This is a genomic window from Kribbella sandramycini, from assembly GCF_013131805.1.
GTDB lineage: Bacteria > Actinomycetota > Actinomycetes > Propionibacteriales > Kribbellaceae > Kribbella > Kribbella sandramycini.
The window spans coordinates 234,344-252,636 of the sequence record NZ_JABJRC010000005.1 but is presented as its reverse complement, the minus strand read 5'-3'; the positions used below and the strand labels follow the sequence as shown (position 1 = coordinate 252,636).

The following is an 18,293-nucleotide window of genomic DNA, read 5'->3' as shown; positions in this document are numbered from 1 at the left end:
GAACGTGCTCCACGTCATCTTCACCACGCTGCTGGTCCTGGTCACCATTTTCATGGGCTGGTTCTCGGCGTACGTCGTCTACCGGCTGTTCCGCGGCCGCAGCGCGAGCTGAGTGACCCGATGGCGTTCGAGATCCCGCAGAACCTGCACCCCGACCTGATGCCACTCGCGTGGCTGCTCGGTCGCTGGGAGGGCCGCGGCCACGGCGACTACCCGACCATCGAGAAGTTCGAGTTCGGTCAGCAGATCGACTTCAGCCACAACGGCAAGCCGTTCCTGCACTACGTCAGCCAGACGTTCGTGGTCGGCGAAGACGGTAAACGCGAGCGCCCGCTGGCCCTGGAGACGGGTTTCTGGCGTCCCAAGCCGGACAACAAACTCGAGGTCATCCTCGCGCACCCGACCGGTTTCGCCGAGATCTGGTACGGCGAGATCGACGGCGCCAAGATCGAGTTGCGGACGGATGTCGTCGCCCGCACCGAGACCGCCAAAGAGGTCACCGCCGGCCACCGCCTCTACGGCCTGGTCAAGGGCGAGCTGATGTGGGCCTACGACATGGCCGCCGAGGGCCTCCCCCTGCAGCCGCACCTCTGGGCCACGCTCGTCCGGTCCTAACTCTCCGCAACCCAGCTGTACTCGACCTTGGGCCGGCCGCTGCGCCCGTCGTACCGTTGCGTGCGCAGTGCCTGGCCTTGGTCGGCCAGGTGCTCCAGGTAGCGGCGGGCGGTGATCCGCGAGGTGCCGAGTGCGGTGGCGATCTCCTCGGCCGTCCAGCCTTCACGGTTGCCGAGCAGCTGGACGACGCGGTCCAGCACCGAGCCTGCCAGCCCTTTCGGCACCGACGAAGTCCTTGCCGGATGCAACAACCGGTCGACCTCGTCCTGATCGGCGACGACCTGACCGGCCTCGGCGGCGCGGCGCTGCCGGGCGTACGCCGTCAGCCGGTCCCGCAAGGTCTCGTAGGCAAAGGGTTTCAGCACGTATTGGACGACGCCGATCCGGGCCGCCGCCTGGACCGCCGCGACCTCGCGGGCCGCGGTCACCGCGACCACATCGGTCTGGTTGCCCTGGGCCCGCATCCGGCGGACGACGTCCAGGCCGTGGCCGTCGGGCAGGTTCATGTCCAGCAGCACCAGGTCGACGTCGCCGCGGCTGAGCACCTGCAGCGCGCGGGCCGCCGTACTCGCGATGCCGACACAGGTGAAACCGGGGAGCCGGTCGACGTAGGTGCGGTGCGCCTCGGCCGCGACCGGGTCGTCCTCCACCACCAGGACGCGCAGGTCAGGCACTCGCGCTCACCGCTCGCGGCAGCCGGACCCGTACGGTCAGCGCAGGCACTTCGTCCACCTCGGAATCCGGATCGACCATCAACGTCCCTTGCCAGCGCTCGACAGTACTGCGGACCAGCACGAGCCCGAGCCCGTGTCCCGGTTCGGCCTTGGTGGTCCAGCCGCGCTCGAACATGTGCGCCAGCTCGGTGGCGCCCAGCTCGGCGCCGGTGTTCGTGACGGCCAGGTCGATCGCGTCCGGCGTCGTCCCGGCGCGGAGCTCGACCCGGCGCGGCGCCGGACCTCCGCGCGCGGCCTCGATCGCGTTGTCGAGCAGGTTACCGACCACGGTGACGACGTCCTGCGCGGGGAGGCGGGTGCTGAGCGACTCCTGCCCGAGCTCGAGCGTGAGCGTGACGCCGCGCTCCTGCGCCTGCGCCAGCTTCGCGAGCAGCAGCGAGGCGAGCACCGGGTCGCCGACCGTGCCGACGACGCGGTCCGTCATCGCTTGGGCGAACTGCAGCTCGGAGACGGCGAACTCGCGCGCCCGCTCGGGTTTGCCGATCTCGATCAGGCTGACGACGGTGTGCAGCCGGTTCGAGGCCTCATGGTTCTGCGCCTGCAGGGACTCGGCCAGGCTGCGGATCGCATCGAGCTCGCCGAGCAGCTGTTGCAGCTCGGTGTGGTCCCGCAGCGTGACGATCCGGCCGGCCCGGGCGGGCTGTTGGTTCACGACCAGGACGCCGTTCGCGCCCAGGTGCAGCTCGTCGTACGCCGTCCGGCCCGCGCGGAGCAGCTCGGCGAGCGGCGTCCCGAGGTGCAGCTCCTCGATCGGGGTGCCGGGCGGGATCTCGCGCAGCCCGAGCAGCTGACGGGCTTCGTCGTTCGCGAGCTGGACGCGACCGTCGGCGTCCAGCAGGATCAGGCCCTCGCGGGCCGCGTGCAGGACGCCTTCGTAGAAGTCGAGCATCCGGGCCAGCGACTGGGTGCCCATCCCGCGGGTGGCGCGGCGGACCCGCCAGCTCACCAGCGCGTTACCGGCGATCGCGACGCCGAGCAGCAGACACGCGACGCCGAGCATCGGGCGCAGGTCGATCCGGATCAGCTCCCACCAGCCGGGCGGGGTGCGCCCCGCGATCGCCGCGTCCCGCTCGGCCTGGGCGCGGGTGCGACTGACCAGCGCGATCCAGACCATGACGATCAGGACCGTGACCGTGCCCGTCTGCAACCAGAGGACCTGGCGACGGAGTTCCCACGGCCGGTGTTTCACAACGGACAGTCTGCACCGAGAACGATATGAACGAAATGCGCACTTCTCCTGTGCGTCACGTCACAGTTACTGAAGCTCTCCACAGCCCAGTTCTGCCCACGGCCGATACAGGAGTCCTACATGGCCACGACCGAACCCCGCCCGACTCCGGTCCGCAACGACCGGACGCACTTCCTCTACATCGCCGTCATCGTCGCCGCTCTGCTCGGCATCGGCGTCGGTCTGCTGTTCCCGAGTTTCGCGGTCGAGCTGAAACCGCTCGGCACCGGGTTCGTGAACCTGATCAAGATGCTGATCAGCCCGATCATCTTCTGCACGCTGGTGATCGGCATCGGCTCGGTCCGCCAGGCGGCGTCCGTCGGCAAGGTCGGTGGCCTTGCCCTCATCTACTTCCTGGTGATGTCGACGGTTGCCCTGGCCATCGGTCTGGTCGTCGGCAACCTGGTCCAGCCCGGCTCCGGCCTGAACCTGACCGACAAGCTGCGTGAAGCGGGGCAGAAGCAGGCCTCCGGCGCGCACGAGTCGACGACCGACTTCATCCTCGGCATCATCCCGAAGTCGCTGCTCTCCTCGCTGACCGAGGGTGAGGTTCTCCAGACCGTCCTGGTGGCGCTGCTGGTGGGCTTCGCGCTGCAGGCGATGGGCTCGAAGGGCCAGCCGATCCTGGACGGGATCGGGCACATCCAGCGGCTGGTCTTCAAGATCCTGTCGATGATCATGTGGACCGCCCCGATCGGCGCCTTCGGCGCGCTGGCCGCCGTCGTCGGCGCGGCCGGCTCGACCGCGCTGGTCAGCCTGCTGAAGATCATGGCCGCCTTCTACATCACCTGCGCACTGTTCGTCTTCCTGGTCCTGGGCGCCATTCTCAAGGTGGTCACCGGGATCTCGATCTTCCAGCTGCTCAAGTACCTGGGCCGCGAGTTCCTGCTGATCGTGTCCAGCTCGTCGTCCGAGACCGCGCTGCCGCGGCTGATCGGCAAGATGGAACACCTCGGCGTGGGTAAGTCGGTCGTCGGTATCACCGTCCCGACCGGTTACTCGTTCAACCTGGACGGCACCGCGATCTACCTGACCATGGCGTCGCTGTTCATCGCCGAGGCGATGGACACGCCGTTCTCGCTCGGTCAGCAGATCTCCCTGCTGCTGTTCATGATCGTCGCCTCCAAGGGCGCCGCCGGCGTCACCGGCGCCGGTCTGGCCACGCTGGCCGGCGGCCTGCAGTCGCACCGCCCCGAGCTGGTCGACGGCGTCGGCCTGATCGTCGGCATCGACCGCTTCATGTCCGAGGCCCGCGCTCTGACCAACTTCGCCGGTAACGCGGTCGCGACCGTCCTGGTCGGCCATTGGGTCAAGGACTTCGACAAGGACCAGGCTCGCCAGGTCTTCGCCGGTGAGGATCCCTTCGACGAGGCCGCCTTCGCCGCCGGTGACACCCACGCCGGCGACGTCCCGCAGAAACCCGCCACCCCCGCCGGCACCCACTGACCACCCTTCCCACCCCCCCACACTGCCCGCCGGAGCCACAGCCCGGCGGGCAGTGTCATGCCTGCACGAACGACAGGACGTAGACGCCGCATCGCGGCGCTGTCGGCGCCCGCCCCCGCCTGGGCGGCGGCCTGCGTAGGCATGTACGTCCTGTCCTTCATGTCCACGACGTACTCTGGTGATATGTCATCGAAGCGCAGTCCGCTGTTGGATCGGCCCGCGGCGGTTGCGGCCGACGGGATCGACGCGGGGGTTGCCGCGCATTACGGGTCGGATCTGCGGGAGCAGCGGGCGATCGTGGCGGGGGAGGCGTTCGTCGACCTGTCGCATCGGGACGTGGTGACGATCAGCGGGCCGGATCGGCTGACGTGGCTGCATGCGTTGACTTCGCAGTACTTCGAGGGTCTCAAGCCCGGTACGTCGACGACGGCGCTGCTGTTGTCGCCGACGGGGCATGTCGAGCATGTGATGTACGGCGTCGACACCGGTGAGACCTTCTGGCTGCACACCGAGCCTGGCGCGGCGGCTGCGCTGGTCGAATGGCTGCAGAAGATGGTGTTCATGTCGCGGGTGGAGATCACCGACGTGACGGATGAGTACGCGATCGTCTGGCGGCCCGGGCCCGCGCAGGGTGAGCACCTGACGCGCAGCGGGGAGGACTCGCTCGGCGGTCATGAGGTGTTCCTGCCGCGGGCCGAGCTGGGCGCGCTGGAGGGGCCGGCCGCGGGCATCTGGGCGTACGAGGCGCTGCGGATCGAGGCCGGGCACCCGCGCTTCGGGCTCGACACCGACGAGCGTGCGATTCCGAACGAGATCGGCTGGCTGGGGATCGGCGTCCATCTGAACAAGGGGTGCTACCGCGGGCAGGAGACGGTCGCCCGGGTGCACAACCTCGGCCGCCCGCCGCGGCGGCTGGTGCGCCTGCTGCTGGACGGGTCGGTGGATCACCTGCCCGTGCACGGGTACGCCGTCCGCGTGGGCGAGAAGCAGATCGGGTTCATCGGGTCCGCGGCCCGCCATCACGAGCTCGGGCCGATCGCGCTCGCGCTGGTGAAGCGCAATGTCGACCCGGAGGCCCTGCTGGAGGTGACCGCCGACGAGCAGCCGACCGTGACCGCGACACAGGAGCTGCTGGTCGACCCCGAGGTCGGGTTGCACGTGCGCGCCCGGCTGTGAGCCGGATCATCCGCATGACCGCTTTTTGCTCCTGACATCCAGGCCGTACAGTTTCAGCCGTGACCGAACCTGTGATCCTGGCCGACGTCGTCCGTAGTGGTTTCGTCGAGGGCCACCACCGTGGCTCCGTCGTGGTGACCGATCCCGACGGCAGTGTCGCGTGGTCGGCCGGGATCGTCGACGAGCCGATGTTCCCGCGCTCGTCGAACAAGCCGATGCAGGCCGTCGGCATGCTCCGGCACGGCCTCGACCTGGACGGCAAGCTGCTCGCGCTCGCGGGCGCCTCGCACTCCGGGGAGCCGTTCCACCTGGATGGCGTCCGGGAGATCCTCGCGCTGGCCGAGCTCGACGAGTCGGCGCTGCAGACGCCGCCGGCGTACCCGATCGAGGACGCCGTCCGCGACGCCTGGGTGCGTGCCGGGCACGGCCAGGAGCCGATCACGATGAACTGCTCCGGCAAGCATGCCGCGATGCTGCTCACCTGCGTCCGCAACGGCTGGCCGATCGACACCTACCGCGCGCCTGACCACCCGGTCCAGCAGGTCATCCGGACCGCCGTCGAGGACATCGCCGGCGAGAAGATCTCGTACGTCGCCGTCGACGGCTGTGGCGCGCCCATCCTCGCGATCAGCCTGGCCGGGCTGGCCCGCTCCTTCGGCCTCTTCGCCGCCGCCCAGCCCGGCACGCTCGAAGCCCGCGTCAAGGACGCCTTCCGTGCCCACCCGGAGTACGCCAGTGGCACTACTCGCGACGAGGCGGCCCTGATGCGCGCGATCCCGGGCCTGTTCGGCAAGGTCGGCGCCGAGGCCGTGTACGCCGTCGGTCTCGAGGACGGCCGCGGGATCGCGGTCAAGATCGAGGACGGTACGCCGCGGGCGCGCGCGGTCGTGATGGCCGCCGTGCTCCGCAAGCTCGGGCTGGAGCACGACGTGCTCGACGTCCAGGAGCAGTTCCCGCTGCTCGGTGGCGGGCAGCCGGTCGGCTCGGTCCGTCCGCACGCGCCGACCTTCGGTTAACAGCGCATTACCCAGTGCGTGAGTGAGGTCACGGGCAGTCTGCTTGCAATTGCAAGCACGCTGCTAGCAAACTGGGGACATGGCCAGGTTGAGTGATCGCGTCGCCGGATCGGTGGGCTCCGTCGGGGAGTACCTCGCCGAGCAGCGGCGGCAGGCGCAGCTGTCGTTACGGCAGCTGTCCGACCTGGCCGGAGTGTCGAACCCGTACCTGAGCCAGATCGAGCGCGGCCTGCGGAAACCGTCGGCCGATGTGCTGCAGCAGCTCGCGAAGGCCCTGCGGATCTCCGCGGAGACCTTGTACGTACGGGCCGGCATCCTCGATCCGGATGACAGCCCGGAGGGCAAGAAGGCCTCCGGCGTGGTCGACGCCGTCCTGCTCGACCCCGCGCTGAACGAGCGGCAGAAGCGCGTGCTGCTGGATGTGTACGCGTCGTTCGTCCGTGAGAACCAGACCCCTGACGAGTCCGCGAAGGGCTCGACCAAGTAACCGTTTCCTGCTGTGCACCCCCAAGGAGAAGCCTGATGGCTACCCGTACGCCCGTCACCCCGTTCTACGCGCTCGCCGGCGCCGGCGACCTCGCGGTCGAGAAGTTCCGCGCCGTCGGCGTGGACGTCACCGCCCGCGTCGCCAAGCTGGACCAGAAGACCGTCCAGGCCGAGCTGAGCAAGCGTCAGACCGAGCTGACCGCCGAGCTGGCCAAGCGGCAGGCCGAGCTGACCAAGCGCTTCGAGGCGCTGGTCGCCGAGGCTCGCACCGCCCCCGCCAAGCTGCGTGAGCTGCCCGCTGTCGCTCAGGCCGGTTTCACCACCGTCCTCGGCCAGGCCGAGGAGACCTACGAGGACCTGGCCGGCCGCGGCAAGGACCTGGTCGACCGGATCCGCTCGCAGCAGGCCACCGAGGACCTCGAGGCCGCAGCGAAGACCACCGTGAGCAAGGCCAAGGCCACCCGGACGACGGTCAAGAAGACCGCCGCGACCGCGACCCGCAACGTCAAGGCGACCACCACCGCCGCCAAGAAGACCGCGAAGACCGCCGCCAAGGCGACCTCCGACGCGGCCGCCAAGGTCGGCGACTGAGCGTAGTTCGCGCTCGTCGCAGCGTGAAAGTTCCGCCTGAGCGGCCCACACCTGTCCTGCACAGGGGTGGGCTGCTCGGTCTTTCGGCTAGGCTCGGTGCATGCTCCCACTCGCCTTCCCGAACCTGTTCCCGGGTTTCGCGAACCCGTTCGAGATCATTTGGTGGGTGCTGCTCGGTCTCAAGCTGGTGGCGCTGGCCGATGCCGCGCTGCGCCCGCGAGCGGTCTTCCTCGCCGCGGACAAGCTGACCAAACCCGGCTGGGTGCTGATCCTGGCCGTGTTCTCGCTCAGCCAGATCTTCCAGGGCTGGCTCAGCTTCTTCGGCCTGATCGGGATCGCCGCCGCCGGCGTCTACCTGGTCGACGCCCGGCCGGCCCTGCGCGCCGCGACCGGCCGTGGCCGCGGCGGCTGGGGGATTCGCCGCCGGCGCGGCCCGCGCCCCCTGTAGCGCTACGAGCGGTAGACGATCACCTTGTCGCCGACCTTGATCAGGTCGAAGAGCCGCTTGATCTTGGCCAGGTCCCGGACGTTCACACAGCCGTGCGAGGCGCCGGCGTACCCGCGGGCGGCGAAGTCCGAGGAGTAGTGGACGGCCTGGCCGCCGCTGAAGAACATCGCGTACGGCATCGGGGAGTCGTACAGCTTCGACACGTGGTTGCGGCTCTTCCAGCCGACCGTGAAACCGCCCTCGCGGGTCGCGGTCTTCACCGCGCCGAACCGGACGTCCATCTGCATCAGGACCTTGCCGTCGACGACGTACCGCAGTTTGCGGGTGGTCTTGTCGATGCAGAGCGCCACCCCGGTCGCGCAGCGCGCGTCCAGCTTCCGGCCGTCGACGACCGGGACCGGCGGGTACAGCTCGGTCTGTGTGGGCTCCCGAGTCGCCGCGAGCAGCTTGTCCCAGGTGTTCTGGTCGACGTACCCCAGCGGCGGGATGCCCTTGGACTGCTGGAACTTCTTCACCGCGGCGCGGGTCATCGTGCCGTACTCGTTGTCCAGGTAGCGCTTCTCCAGCAGTTTCAGCTGGATCAGCCGGGCTTCGAGTTTGCGGACCGTCGTCCCCGTCGAGCCGTACCGGTACAGCGCCTTCGGGTAGATCGGCAGCTGCCCGCTCACCTCGAACGGCACCGGCTCCAGCTCGACCGACCGTGCCTGCGCGCGGACGCCGACCCCCGCAAGCACGGCAATGACCGCGCCCGTGACCACACCGGCCACCACGTTGCGAATCATCAGCGCGCGCATCGGGACACCCCTCGGTAGAACCTGTCCCTCATAGGACGTCCTGGTAGCCAGTTTTGTTGACCACCATCGTAAATTACCCACCGCAGTGCGTAGTGCTCCGGTACTAGTCGGATCAGTCCGCTCGCCCTATGTAACCAAGTCGGCGTTTTTCTACTGTCGAAACCGTGCTCAGACGACTCACGGTGATCGGCATGCTGGCCTTCCTGCTGCTGCTCCCGGCCGCCCCCGCCGCGGCGCACGGCGTCAGCCCGACGGCAGACCTCCAGCTCGCCCAGTCGTTCGCCGGGAACGAGCTCACCGTGGTGATCCGGCGGACGCCGGCCGTCCCGGGGCCCTTGCACGTCGACGTGATCGCACACGACCCGGTCCGCCCGGTCACACTGCAGGTCAGTGTCCGCGAGCTCGAGGCGCAGAGTTCGGGAGTCGTGCGGATCGACCGGCTCGGGATGCATTCGCTGAGACTCGGCGTGACCGCGGCCGGCGCCCATGAGCTGACCCTGCGGGTGGACGACGAGGTCGCGGTGATCCCGTTCCGGGTGCTGGTTCCGGGCCCGGCGGGCTGGGAGTACTTCGTGTACGGCGGATTCGCCGCGGCCGGGCTGTTCACACTCGGTGGGATCGCGTGCGCCGTCGTCCGTCGGCCGGGGGTGCGGGCGTTCGCCGTACCGCAGGCGGCGTTGGTTGCGGTGGCGATCATCGCGTCCGGTACGACGGCCGTGCTGTCGAAGGACTTGCCGCCCGCACAGCCGCGTGGCGCGCTCGACCAACCACGGGCGTACGCCGATCCGGCCGACGGCTCGGCGCCGAACGGACGCCCGTACGCCAATCTGACCGTGCAGGCTGCGAACGCCCGGACCGGCGAGCCGTTCCGACTGGTGTTGCGCGTGACCGACGGGAACACGGGCCGCCCGGTCGACGACGTCGTCGCGCATCACGCCGCGCTGATGCATCTCGTCCTCACCGACCAGGCAGGTAATGAGTTCCGGCATGCCCATCCGGTCCGGACCGGGCCGGGTGTCTACGCCATCGAGCACACCGCTCGGACACCCGGCCGCTGGTTCGTCCACGCCGAGTTCGAACGCGCGGACAGCGGCTCTCAGCTCGTGACGGGCTCGTTCAGCGTGTCCGGCCGACCGCTGTCCGCGGTCAAGCCGACGCCGGCCGAGGTCCGCCTCGAAACGACCCGAGCCGTGGCCGGTCGACCGATCACGGTCACCGCGCGGGTCTCGGTGGACGGCAAACCGGCGTCCGATCTCCAACCCTGGCTGGGAATGGCTGGGCATCTGGTCATCCGGGACCGTAGCGGCGCGTACTTCGGCCACGTCCACGAGCTCACCTCGATGGCGGCTGCGCAGGGTCGTGATCCGGCTGCGGTACCGGACGAGACCGTCGCCGCCGAGGGGCCCGACCTGCGCTTCACCTTCAGTGTGCCCACGCCCGGCCGGTACGTCGCCTGGGTCCAGTTCGCCCGCGGCTTCCGGATTCACACCGTGCCGTTCCAGATCACTGTCTCGGAGGGACAACCATGACCAAGACCCGCAGGCGCACGCTGGCCATCGCGCTCACCGGGGTCGTGCTGGCCGCCGTCGTCGCGATCGCGTACGCCGTCGGCGGCGGCGAGGACCGGGTGGCGCTGAAGGCCGCCTCGGACCGCTACCAGATCGAGCTGTACCTCGGCGAGCAGCGGACCGGTCCGATCGACGCCGAGCTCGTCGTCCGCGACACCGGTGGGCGGCCGGCCGAACTCAGCGGCATCACGCTCGCCGGAGTGATGCCGAGTATGGGCCACGCGATGTCCGAGCTCACCGCGACCGCCACCGCTCCGGGCCGGTACGCCGTCCGCGGCGAGCTGTTCACGATGACCGGCCAGTGGGAGGTCGTCGTCCGGCTGGGCGGCTCACACGAGATCACCGTCCCGGTCACCGTTACCCGTTAGGAGCTGTCATGGAAGTGAACCGCACGCTGCCCAAGCGCGAGCAAATCGGCGCCTGGCTTCTCCTGCTCGGCACCAGCACGGCCATGTTCGGCCTGGTCTGGGACGTCCAGTGGCACTCAGATGTCGGCCCGGACACCTTCTTCACGCTGCCGCATCTGCTGCTGTACCTCGGCTCCGCGATCTCGGGAGTCACCTCGCTGACCGTGGTGCTGCTCAGCACCCGAGCGGCCCGGCAACCACAGTACGTCGACGGTACGCGCGCGCTGACTGTCTTCGGTACGTTCCGAGCGCCGCTGCCGTTTCTGATCTGCGGATCGGCCGGAGCGGTCGGACTGCTGTTCGGACTGACCGACCTGTGGTGGCACGAGGTGTACGGCTTCGACGTCACGCCAACTTCGCCGCCGCACGTGGGGATGTCTCTGATGTGGTTCTACGACTCGTTCGGGCTGCTGATGGCCTTCACCATGCTCAGGTCGACCCGAGCCGGCCGGATCGGGTTGCTCGCGGCCGCGTCCGCCGTCGTACCGGGTGCGATCTTCCTGTCGTACTCGACGCCGACGCTGCCCGGCGTCAACTCGTTCGTGCTCGCGGTCGTTGCTGTTAGCACCCTTTTGATCGCGCTGGTGGCGGGAGCGCTGCGACGGCCCGGGCCGGTGGCGGCGATCGCCGCGGTGCAGGCGGTTTGGCACGCAATGCTGTGGTTCTTCGCCCCGGTCGTGACCAGGTGGTACGCCGACAGCCTCGGCCTGGGGTTGCGGGATTTCGCCGATCAGATTCCGTCCGTGCCGGTCACGCTGCCGTTCGCGTTGCCGGTGGCGGCGCTGGTGTTCGCCGGGGGACTGGTCCTGGCCCGCCGGTGGTCGCCGCGGGTGGCGGTCCCGGCGCTGGGCGCGGTCGCCGGGCTCGTGATCGCGGCCGGCTACCTGCCGATTCCGTTCGATTTCCCCGCCTTGACGGTGGTCGTGGCCGCGCCGGTCGGTGCGTTGACCGCGTGGCTCGGCTGGATGCTCGGCTCCTTGGGGCGGGCCGAGAGCTCCGACGTCACGATCGTCCAGCCGGTCGCACCGGCCCGTCTGACTGTCCAGGAGGCCTGAATGCGTACCCTGCTTGCGATTCTCACCGCCGGTCTGTTGTTCACCGCTGTCGGTACGCCGGCGGTCGCCGGGCCGCCGCCGGTTGACGTCGTCCACTCGGAGGTGACCCAGGTCGGGCCGTACCAGCTCCGGACGTCGTTCAGTGAGTGGCCGTTGCGGTCCGAGCGTTCACTGGACTTCCTGTTCGACCCGGAGCTGGGGATCAAGGCGGTCACCGGGAAGGTCAAGCCGATCGCGCCGTCCGGGAAGGTGCTGCAGCCGCAGACGCAGTCGACGCGGGACGGCACCGGGTTCGCCCGGCATCCGCGGGCGCTGGACAGCTGGGGATTCGACATCGTCGCGCTGACCGAACCGGGGACGTGGCGGTTCGAGTACACGCTCGACGGGCCGCGTGGGGCTGGGCGCGGCGTACTGGAGATTCTGGTCGGGAGCCGGCCTGGACCGCCCTCCGAACTAGCCTGGAGCGTCGGTCTGCTGCCGCTGGCCGCGCTGGTACCGATGGGAAGCTATCTCTGGTGGAGAACTCGACGGCGTCGCGACCTCAGTCTCAACGCATGGTCCTGAAGGCTTGGCTGACCGACCGGCTGGGCCAGGTGCCGGTCGGTCAGGTGCACCATTGGGTCACTGCGGCGATTCCGCTGCTGTTCTCCTGGCTGACGGTGCAGTCCGACGGCAGCGGGTTGGTGGGGGTCGGGTCCGGGCTGGCGCAGACGCTCGCGCTGCTGGGCGCGCGGCGGGCGCCGGTGCTCGCGCTCTTCCTGGTCGGCACGATCGACCTCGGCGCGGCGTACCTCGGTTCTGGAGTGGCTGGTCTCGGGCCGGTGCTGGCGATGTACTACGCCGCGGCCTGGGCCGCTGGCCGGCAGCGCGTGGCGGCCGCGGGGGTCGGGTTTGCGTACGCCGTCGCGGTGGCGATCGCGGCTGGATGGCCGCCAGCGGCAGTGATCGTCGGGCTCGGGTTGGGCGCGTTCTGGATCAGCGGGCTGTTCGAAGCGTCGCAGCGGGCCCGGATCAGTGAGCTGCACGAGCTGGTCGAAGAACGGGCCGTGACCGAGGAGCGGGCCGCCGAGCGGGAGCGAGCGCTGCTTGCTCGGGAGCTGCACGACATCCTCAACCACTCGGTTACCCGGATGGTTCTGGACGCCGAGGCGGGTGCTGAGACCATGGCTGACCGGGAGGCGAGCGCGACGCTCCGCCGGGTCGCTGACACCGGGCGGGACTCGTTGGCCGAGCTACGGCGGTTGCTCGGCGTCCTGCGGACGCCCGGCCCGGACGAACTGCGGCCACCGCCGCATTTGGGCCAGGTGGACGAGCTGGTCGCGCGAATCCCGGCGTCCGGGCCGCGGGTGCGGCTTGAGCGACGCGGCGACGTCCGGCCGGCTGATACGAGTATCGAGCTGGCGGGGTACCGGGTGGTGCAGGAGTCGCTGACGAACGTGGCCAAGCACGCGGGCGCCGTACCGACGTCTGTGCTGTTGACGTACCTGCCGAACGCCTTGGAGATCGAAGTGACCAACGAGCTACCTGCCGCGCCCGCCTCCGGCTCTCCGGGCACCGGGCTGGTCGGTCTGCGGGAGCGCGTCGAACTGCTCGGCGGCACGCTGCACGCCGGGCCGCGGGGGCGTCCGGCGTCCGAGTTCGCCGTGTATGCGACGCTGCCGCTGCGCGGTGGCCGATGATCCGCGTTCTCGTCTGCGACGACGAGCAACTGCTCCGCGAGGCCCTCGGCCGGATCGTCGACGTCGCTGACGATCTGCACGTCGTCGGCCTGGCCGAGAACGGCAGCCAGGCCCTCGAGCTGGTCGCCAAACACTCGCCGGACGTCGTCCTGATGGACATCCGGATGCCCGTCCTGGACGGGATCGAGGCGACCCGCCTGATCGTGCGCGCTCACCCGGCGACCCGCGTCCTCATCCTCACCACCTACGACCTGGACAGCTACGTCTACGCCGCCCTCCAGGCCGGCGCCTCCGGCTTCCTCCTCAAGGACGCCCCCAGCGAACGCCTCCGCGACGGCGTCCGAATAGTTGCTGCCGGCAACTCAGTACTGGCCCCCGAAGCCACCACCCGCATGATCGAGGCCCTCCGCCCCGACCTCCCCGACGAATCCGACCAGCACCTCCTCGCCGCCATCCAAACCCTCACCGACCGCGAACGCGAAGTCCTCACCCTCCTGGCCGCCGGCCACTCCAATCAAGCCATCGCCGACCACCTCCACCTCAGCCGCCACACCATCAAAATCCACGTCTCCAACATCCTCGCCAAACTCAACCTCCCCGACCGAATCCAAGCCGTCCTGGCCCACACCCGCCTCCGCCCCCACCTGTAAGCCCCCGTTTGCTGGGTCAGCCCACCAGCAGCTGGGAGGGCCCATCGCAGGCGGTTGGCCCACCCGCCACGCGCTGCGTCAGCCCACCAGCCGGTGAGACCTCTGCTGGGCGGCGGGTGGTCTGCTCCCGTTTGGTGGGCGGACCCATCAGATTGGTGGGCGGGCCCAACAGAGGGTGGGAGGGCCTATGGCATGCGGTTGGCCCACCCGGCGTTTGCTGGGGCGGCCCAGCAAACGGCTCGAGCGGAGGGCGGAGGGTGGGGGCAGCGGATGGGAGGGTGCGGGCAGCGGGCAGCGGGCAGCGGGCAGCGGGCAGCGGGCAGCGGGCAAGCGGGCAGCGGGCAAGCGGGCAGCGGGCAAGCGGGCAAGCGGGGGCAGTGGGTGGGTGGGGAAAGGCAACAGCGGCCGAGGAGTGGGTCCTCGGCCGCTGGTGGGAAGTGCGGGGTGGATCAGCCGCTGTAGACGACGACCTTGTCGCCGATCTTGGTGGCGGCGAAGATCTTGGCGATCTTGGCCTTGTCGCGGATGTTCAGGCAGCCGTGGGAGGCGCCGCGGTAGCCGCGGGCCTTGAAGTCCGAGCTGTAGTGGACGGCCTGGCCGCCGCTGAAGAACATCGCGTAGGGCATCTTCGACTTGTAGAGCTTGGAGACGTGGTTCTTCGACTTGCGGTAGACCTTGAACTGGCCGTTCCGGGTCGGCGTCTTGGAGCCGCCGAAGCGGGCGTCCAGGACGTAGATGGTCTTGCCGTTCACCAGGTAGACCATCTTGCGCGTCTTCTTGTTCGCGCACATCACGCGGCCCTTCATGCACCGCGGGTCCAGGTGGTAGCGACCGATGTACTTCGTCTTGGCGGCCGGCTTCTTCGCGGCGGCCTTGGCGACCGCGGCTTTCGGCGCGACCTGCGGCGCCGGAGCGGCGGCGTTGGCCGCCGTCGTGCCGACAGTCAGAGCACCGACCCCGACGATCGCTACGGCGGTCACGGTGGCGCCGAGCTTACGCAGAATGCTCATGTCCTTCGTCCTTCCCCCAACTGATTTTTGCTTCTTCACAAGATCAGACGCCGTAACTCCGCAAGAGGTTGGTAACGAGTTCGCACAAACTCTTCGGCGACGGGCCGAGGAACGGTGTATCACACCGCTGTGATTCCCGTCCCGCCGCCGAAGTGCGCGTTGCCGAACCGTGCTCTGAAAAGCTTTGTTACGCCTTGTTCTTGCGGCCGAGCTTGGCCCGCTCGACCTGCGTCAGCGCGACCTTGCGCATCCGGATCGCGTCCGGCGTGACCTCGACGCACTCGTCCTCGCGGCAGAACTCCAGCGACTGCTCGAGCGAGAGCTTGCGGGCCGGGACCAGCTTCTCGAACTCGTCCGCGTTCGAGCGGACGTTGGTCATCTTCTTTTCCTTGGTGATGTTGACGTCCATGTCGTCGGAGCGCGAGTTCTCGCCGACGATCATGCCCTCGTACACCTCGGTGGCCGGCTCGACGAACAGCGTGCCGCGCTCCTGCAGGTTGATCATCGCGTACGACGTCGCGGCGCCCGTCCGGTCCGCGACCAGGGAGCCGCTCGGGCGGGTGCGCAGCTCGCCGAACCACGGCTCGTAACCCTCGAACACGTGGTGCGCGATACCGGTACCGCGGGTGTCGGTGAGGAACTCCGTCCGGAAGCCGATCAGGCCGCGCGCCGGGACCAGGAACTCCATCCGCACCCAGCCGGTGCCGTGGTTGGTCATCTGCTCCATCCGGCCCTTGCGGACGGCGAGCAGTTGCGTGACCGTGCCGAGGTACTCCTCGGGGCAGTCGATGGTCAGCCGCTCGACCGGCTCGTGCCGCTTGCCGTCGATCTCCTTGGTGACCACCTGCGGCTTGCCGACGGTCAGCTCGTACCCCTCGCGGCGCATCTGCTCGACCAGGATGGCCAGCGCCAGCTCACCACGGCCCTGCACCTCCCAGGCATCCGGCCGCTCGGTCGGCAGCACCCGGATCGAGACGTTGCCGACCAGCTCCTTGTCGAGCCGGTCCTTGACCAGGCGGGCGGTCACCTTGGTGCCCTTGACCCGGCCGGCCAGCGGCGAGGTGTTGGTGCCGATCGTCATCGAGATGGCCGGCTCGTCGACCGTGATCAGCGGCAGCGGCTTCGGGTTCTCCGGGTCGCTCAGCGTGTCGCCGATCATGATCTCCGGGATCCCGGCGATCGCGACGATGTCACCCGGTCCGGCCGAGTCGCCGGGGACGCGCTCGAGCGCCTCGGTGACCAGCAGCTCGGTGATCTTCACCCGCTGCACCGAGCCGTCGTGCCGGCACCAGGCGACCTGCGAGCCCTTCTTCAGCGTGCCCTCGTGCACCCGGACCAGCGCGAGCCGGCCGAGGAACGGCGAGGCGTCCAGGTTGGTCACGTGCGCCTGCAGCGGCGCGTCCTCGGTGTACTCCGGGGCCGGCACGTTCGCCAGGATCGTCTCGAACAGCGGCTCGAGGTCTTCGGAGTCCGGCAGGCCGCCGTCGGCCGGCTGGGTCAGCGAGGCGCGGCCCGCGCGGGCCGAGGCGTAGACGACCGGGAAGTCCAGCGCGCCCTGGTCGGCGTCGTGGTCGAGCAGGTCGAGGAACAGCTCGTACGTCTCGTCGACGACCTCGGCGATCCGCGAGTCCGGCCGGTCGACCTTGTTCACCACGAGGATCACCGGCATCCGGCGGGCCAGCGCCTTGCGCAGCACGAACCGGGTCTGCGGCAGCGGGCCCTCGGAGGCGTCCACCAGCAGGACGATCGCGTCCACCATGGACAGGCCGCGCTCGACCTCACCGCCGAAGTCGGCGTGGCCGGGGGTGTCGATGATGTTGATCGTCACCGTCTCGCCGCTGGCCATCTTGTGCCGGACGGCGGTGTTCTTGGCGAGGATCGTGATCCCCTTCTCGCGCTCCAGGTCGCCGGAGTCCATCGCCCGCTCGTCGACGTGCTGATGCGCGCCGAAGGCGCCGGACTGCCACAGCATCGCGTCGACCAGGGTGGTCTTGCCGTGGTCGACGTGGGCCACGATCGCGACGTTGCGCAGGTCGTTACGGACAGGCATGGGGAAGCGCTCCAAGCAGTAGACTGGGTGTCAGGCGGTGGCTACGGCGTGTTCTGAATCGTGTTCTGAGTCACGGAATCGGCCACTCGACGCAAGGCACAGCCTCTTTATCTTACCGGTGACCCTTCGTATCCACGAAACTCGCAGCCGGTCAGCGCCAATCCAGCAACGCGTTCCCGGAGCGCTGCGCCGCGCCGGCCGGTGCGATCCGCAACAGGCTGTCACGCAGCGTCAACCCGCGGCCGAGATGGGCGCCGAAGCGAGCCATCTGCGCCGATCGCCTGACCAGCAGTTGCGTACGCCGATACCGGGCCGCCTCGTAGCGCTGTAACCCCGCTGCGAGGTCGCAGTCCGCTGGGAGCAGCCGGCCAAGCGTCACGCCGTCCTCAAGCGCCGAGTTCGCCCCCTGGCCGAGTGTCGGCAACATCGGGTGTGCCGCGTCGCCGATCAGAACCGTACGCCCCCGGGAGTAGTACGGCAGCCGCCTGCGGAGCACCCAGACGTCGTGCCGGATCACCTGCTGCGTGGCCGCGATCCGGGCCTGGACGTCGGGCGCCCAGCCGGCGAACCGATCCCGAGCCGCCTGCAGCTCGTCCGGGAAGCGATGCGCGGCTGGGAGTGCGACGTACGCGTACCAATAGACCTCGTCGGCGCTGATCCGCAGTTCGCCGTACTCCGCGCGCCGTCCCCACACCATCGCGAAACGGTCGGCGCCACCCCCGGCGTCCGGGACGACGGCCCGCCAGCTGGAGAAGCCGCTGTACGCCAACTCGTGCGCGGGGAAGAGGGACTGACGTGTCGCGCTGCGGATGCCGTCGGCACCGACCACGAGATCGGCGGACTCGGTGTACCTGCCCCAGCTGACCACGCCGTCCGGCTCGACGGCGGTGACCCGTGCTCCGGTGACGACATCCGCGCCGGCGGCGGCGTCGAGCAGGACCTGCTGGAGCCGTCGACGGTGGATGCCGACCATTCGACTGCCGGATTCAGGTGCCTTGAGCAACCATTTGCCGTCGGCTCGGCGGGTTCCGGCCGGCTGGACGGCGAATCCGGCGCGTTCGACCGCTTCGGCGGCGTCGATCGCGGCCAGGGCGTTGAGCCCATTGGCAGTGACGGCAAGCCCGGCGCCGACCTCGCCCAGCTCAGGCGCGCTCTCCAGCACCTTGACGCGCCAGCCCGAGCGGAGCAGCGCAGCGGCGGCGGTCAGTCCCGCGATGCCGCCGCCGATCACGATCGCTTGGTGTTGTGCCATAGCTGCACGCTAGGCGGCGGACGGCGCTCGGCGCGTACGGCTGTCGGCGTATCTGCGAAGCCTTCCCCTGGAGGATGTCTGGGGACGC

Annotated in this window: 19 protein-coding genes; 13 read left to right on the top strand and 6 right to left on the bottom strand. The window is 69.4% G+C overall.

The window, feature by feature from the left end; all coding sequences use genetic code 11:
- The first annotated feature begins 120 nt into the window (after nucleotides 1-120).
- Nucleotides 121-615 carry a heme-binding beta-barrel domain-containing protein gene (locus HPO96_RS21830; protein WP_171675373.1) on the top strand — a complete coding sequence of 165 codons (495 nt, stop codon included), beginning with the start codon at nucleotides 121-123 and terminating at the stop codon, nucleotides 613-615.
- Here HPO96_RS21830 and HPO96_RS21825 read toward each other — a convergent pair.
- Entirely contained in the window at nucleotides 612-1,289 is a 678-nt protein-coding gene (locus tag HPO96_RS21825) for a response regulator (protein ID WP_171675372.1), read from the bottom strand. The genes HPO96_RS21830 and HPO96_RS21825 overlap by 4 nt on opposite strands.
- Nucleotides 1,282-2,538, bottom strand: coding sequence for an ATP-binding protein (locus tag HPO96_RS21820; RefSeq protein ID WP_171675371.1), 1,257 nt, complete (start codon nucleotides 2,536-2,538; stop codon nucleotides 1,282-1,284). Before HPO96_RS21820 ends, HPO96_RS21825 begins: the two co-directional genes overlap by 8 nt.
- Nucleotides 2,539-2,658: 120 nt before the next feature.
- Between HPO96_RS21820 and HPO96_RS21815 the strand changes: the two genes are divergently transcribed.
- From HPO96_RS21815 to HPO96_RS21790, 6 genes are all read left to right on the top strand, one after another.
- Entirely contained in the window at nucleotides 2,659-4,023 is a 1,365-nt protein-coding gene (locus HPO96_RS21815) for a cation:dicarboxylate symporter family transporter (protein ID WP_171675370.1), read from the top strand.
- Nucleotides 4,024-4,206: 183 nt separating this feature from the next.
- A complete protein-coding gene (gene ygfZ / locus HPO96_RS21810) occupies nucleotides 4,207-5,199 on the top strand; it encodes a CAF17-like 4Fe-4S cluster assembly/insertion protein YgfZ (protein ID WP_171675369.1) in 993 nt (330 codons plus the stop codon).
- Nucleotides 5,200-5,258: 59 nt separating this feature from the next.
- Nucleotides 5,259-6,215, top strand: coding sequence for an asparaginase (locus HPO96_RS21805; RefSeq protein WP_171675368.1), 957 nt, complete (start codon nucleotides 5,259-5,261; stop codon nucleotides 6,213-6,215).
- Between the two features lie 79 nt (nucleotides 6,216-6,294).
- Nucleotides 6,295-6,702 (top strand): helix-turn-helix domain-containing protein, encoded by a 408-nt coding sequence (locus HPO96_RS21800; protein ID WP_171675367.1) that lies wholly within the window; start codon nucleotides 6,295-6,297, stop codon nucleotides 6,700-6,702.
- A gap of 35 nt (nucleotides 6,703-6,737) precedes the next feature.
- A complete protein-coding gene (locus HPO96_RS21795; protein ID WP_171675366.1) occupies nucleotides 6,738-7,292 on the top strand; it encodes a hypothetical protein in 555 nt (184 codons plus the stop codon).
- A 100-nt stretch (nucleotides 7,293-7,392) separates the two neighbouring features.
- Nucleotides 7,393-7,740, top strand: a complete 348-nt coding sequence (locus HPO96_RS21790; RefSeq protein WP_171675365.1) for a DUF2516 family protein — start codon at nucleotides 7,393-7,395, stop codon at nucleotides 7,738-7,740.
- A gap of 2 nt (nucleotides 7,741-7,742) precedes the next feature.
- On the opposite strand, the gene HPO96_RS21785 is transcribed toward HPO96_RS21790, so the two are convergent.
- On the bottom strand, nucleotides 7,743-8,534 hold the full coding sequence (locus HPO96_RS21785; protein ID WP_171675364.1) for a L,D-transpeptidase family protein: 792 nt from the start codon (nucleotides 8,532-8,534) through the stop codon (nucleotides 7,743-7,745).
- 164 nt (nucleotides 8,535-8,698) lie between these two features.
- Here HPO96_RS21785 and HPO96_RS21780 point away from each other — a divergent pair, with 164 nt between their 5' ends.
- From HPO96_RS21780 to HPO96_RS21755, 6 genes are read left to right on the top strand one after another with little or no spacing between them, the layout of a single operon-like run.
- Complete coding sequence (locus tag HPO96_RS21780; RefSeq protein ID WP_171675363.1) at nucleotides 8,699-10,063, top strand: hypothetical protein; 1,365 nt, start codon at nucleotides 8,699-8,701, stop codon at nucleotides 10,061-10,063.
- Nucleotides 10,060-10,470 (top strand): FixH family protein, encoded by a 411-nt coding sequence (locus HPO96_RS21775; protein WP_171675362.1) that lies wholly within the window; start codon nucleotides 10,060-10,062, stop codon nucleotides 10,468-10,470. Before HPO96_RS21780 ends, HPO96_RS21775 begins: the two co-directional genes overlap by 4 nt.
- Before the next feature lie 8 nt (nucleotides 10,471-10,478).
- Nucleotides 10,479-11,564 (top strand): hypothetical protein, encoded by a 1,086-nt coding sequence (locus tag HPO96_RS21770; protein ID WP_171675361.1) that lies wholly within the window; start codon nucleotides 10,479-10,481, stop codon nucleotides 11,562-11,564.
- Nucleotides 11,565-12,128 carry a hypothetical protein gene (locus HPO96_RS21765; RefSeq protein ID WP_171675360.1) on the top strand — a complete coding sequence of 188 codons (564 nt, stop codon included), beginning with the start codon at nucleotides 11,565-11,567 and terminating at the stop codon, nucleotides 12,126-12,128.
- Nucleotides 12,119-13,243 (top strand): sensor histidine kinase, encoded by a 1,125-nt coding sequence (locus HPO96_RS21760; protein ID WP_171675359.1) that lies wholly within the window; start codon nucleotides 12,119-12,121, stop codon nucleotides 13,241-13,243. Before HPO96_RS21765 ends, HPO96_RS21760 begins: the two co-directional genes overlap by 10 nt.
- Entirely contained in the window at nucleotides 13,240-13,893 is a 654-nt protein-coding gene (locus HPO96_RS21755; RefSeq protein WP_171675358.1) for a response regulator, read from the top strand. Before HPO96_RS21760 ends, HPO96_RS21755 begins: the two co-directional genes overlap by 4 nt.
- 449 nt (nucleotides 13,894-14,342) lie before the next feature.
- On the opposite strand, the gene HPO96_RS21750 is transcribed toward HPO96_RS21755, so the two are convergent.
- The 3 genes from HPO96_RS21750 to HPO96_RS21740 form a co-directional block, all read right to left on the bottom strand.
- A complete protein-coding gene (locus tag HPO96_RS21750) occupies nucleotides 14,343-14,903 on the bottom strand; it encodes a L,D-transpeptidase (protein ID WP_171675357.1) in 561 nt (186 codons plus the stop codon).
- A 187-nt stretch (nucleotides 14,904-15,090) separates the two neighbouring features.
- Nucleotides 15,091-16,953 (bottom strand): translational GTPase TypA, encoded by a 1,863-nt coding sequence (gene typA, locus HPO96_RS21745; RefSeq protein ID WP_171675356.1) that lies wholly within the window; start codon nucleotides 16,951-16,953, stop codon nucleotides 15,091-15,093.
- Between the two features lie 151 nt (nucleotides 16,954-17,104).
- On the bottom strand, nucleotides 17,105-18,205 hold the full coding sequence (locus HPO96_RS21740; protein WP_171675355.1) for an FAD-dependent monooxygenase: 1,101 nt from the start codon (nucleotides 18,203-18,205) through the stop codon (nucleotides 17,105-17,107).
- Nucleotides 18,206-18,293: the final 88 nt, after the last annotated feature.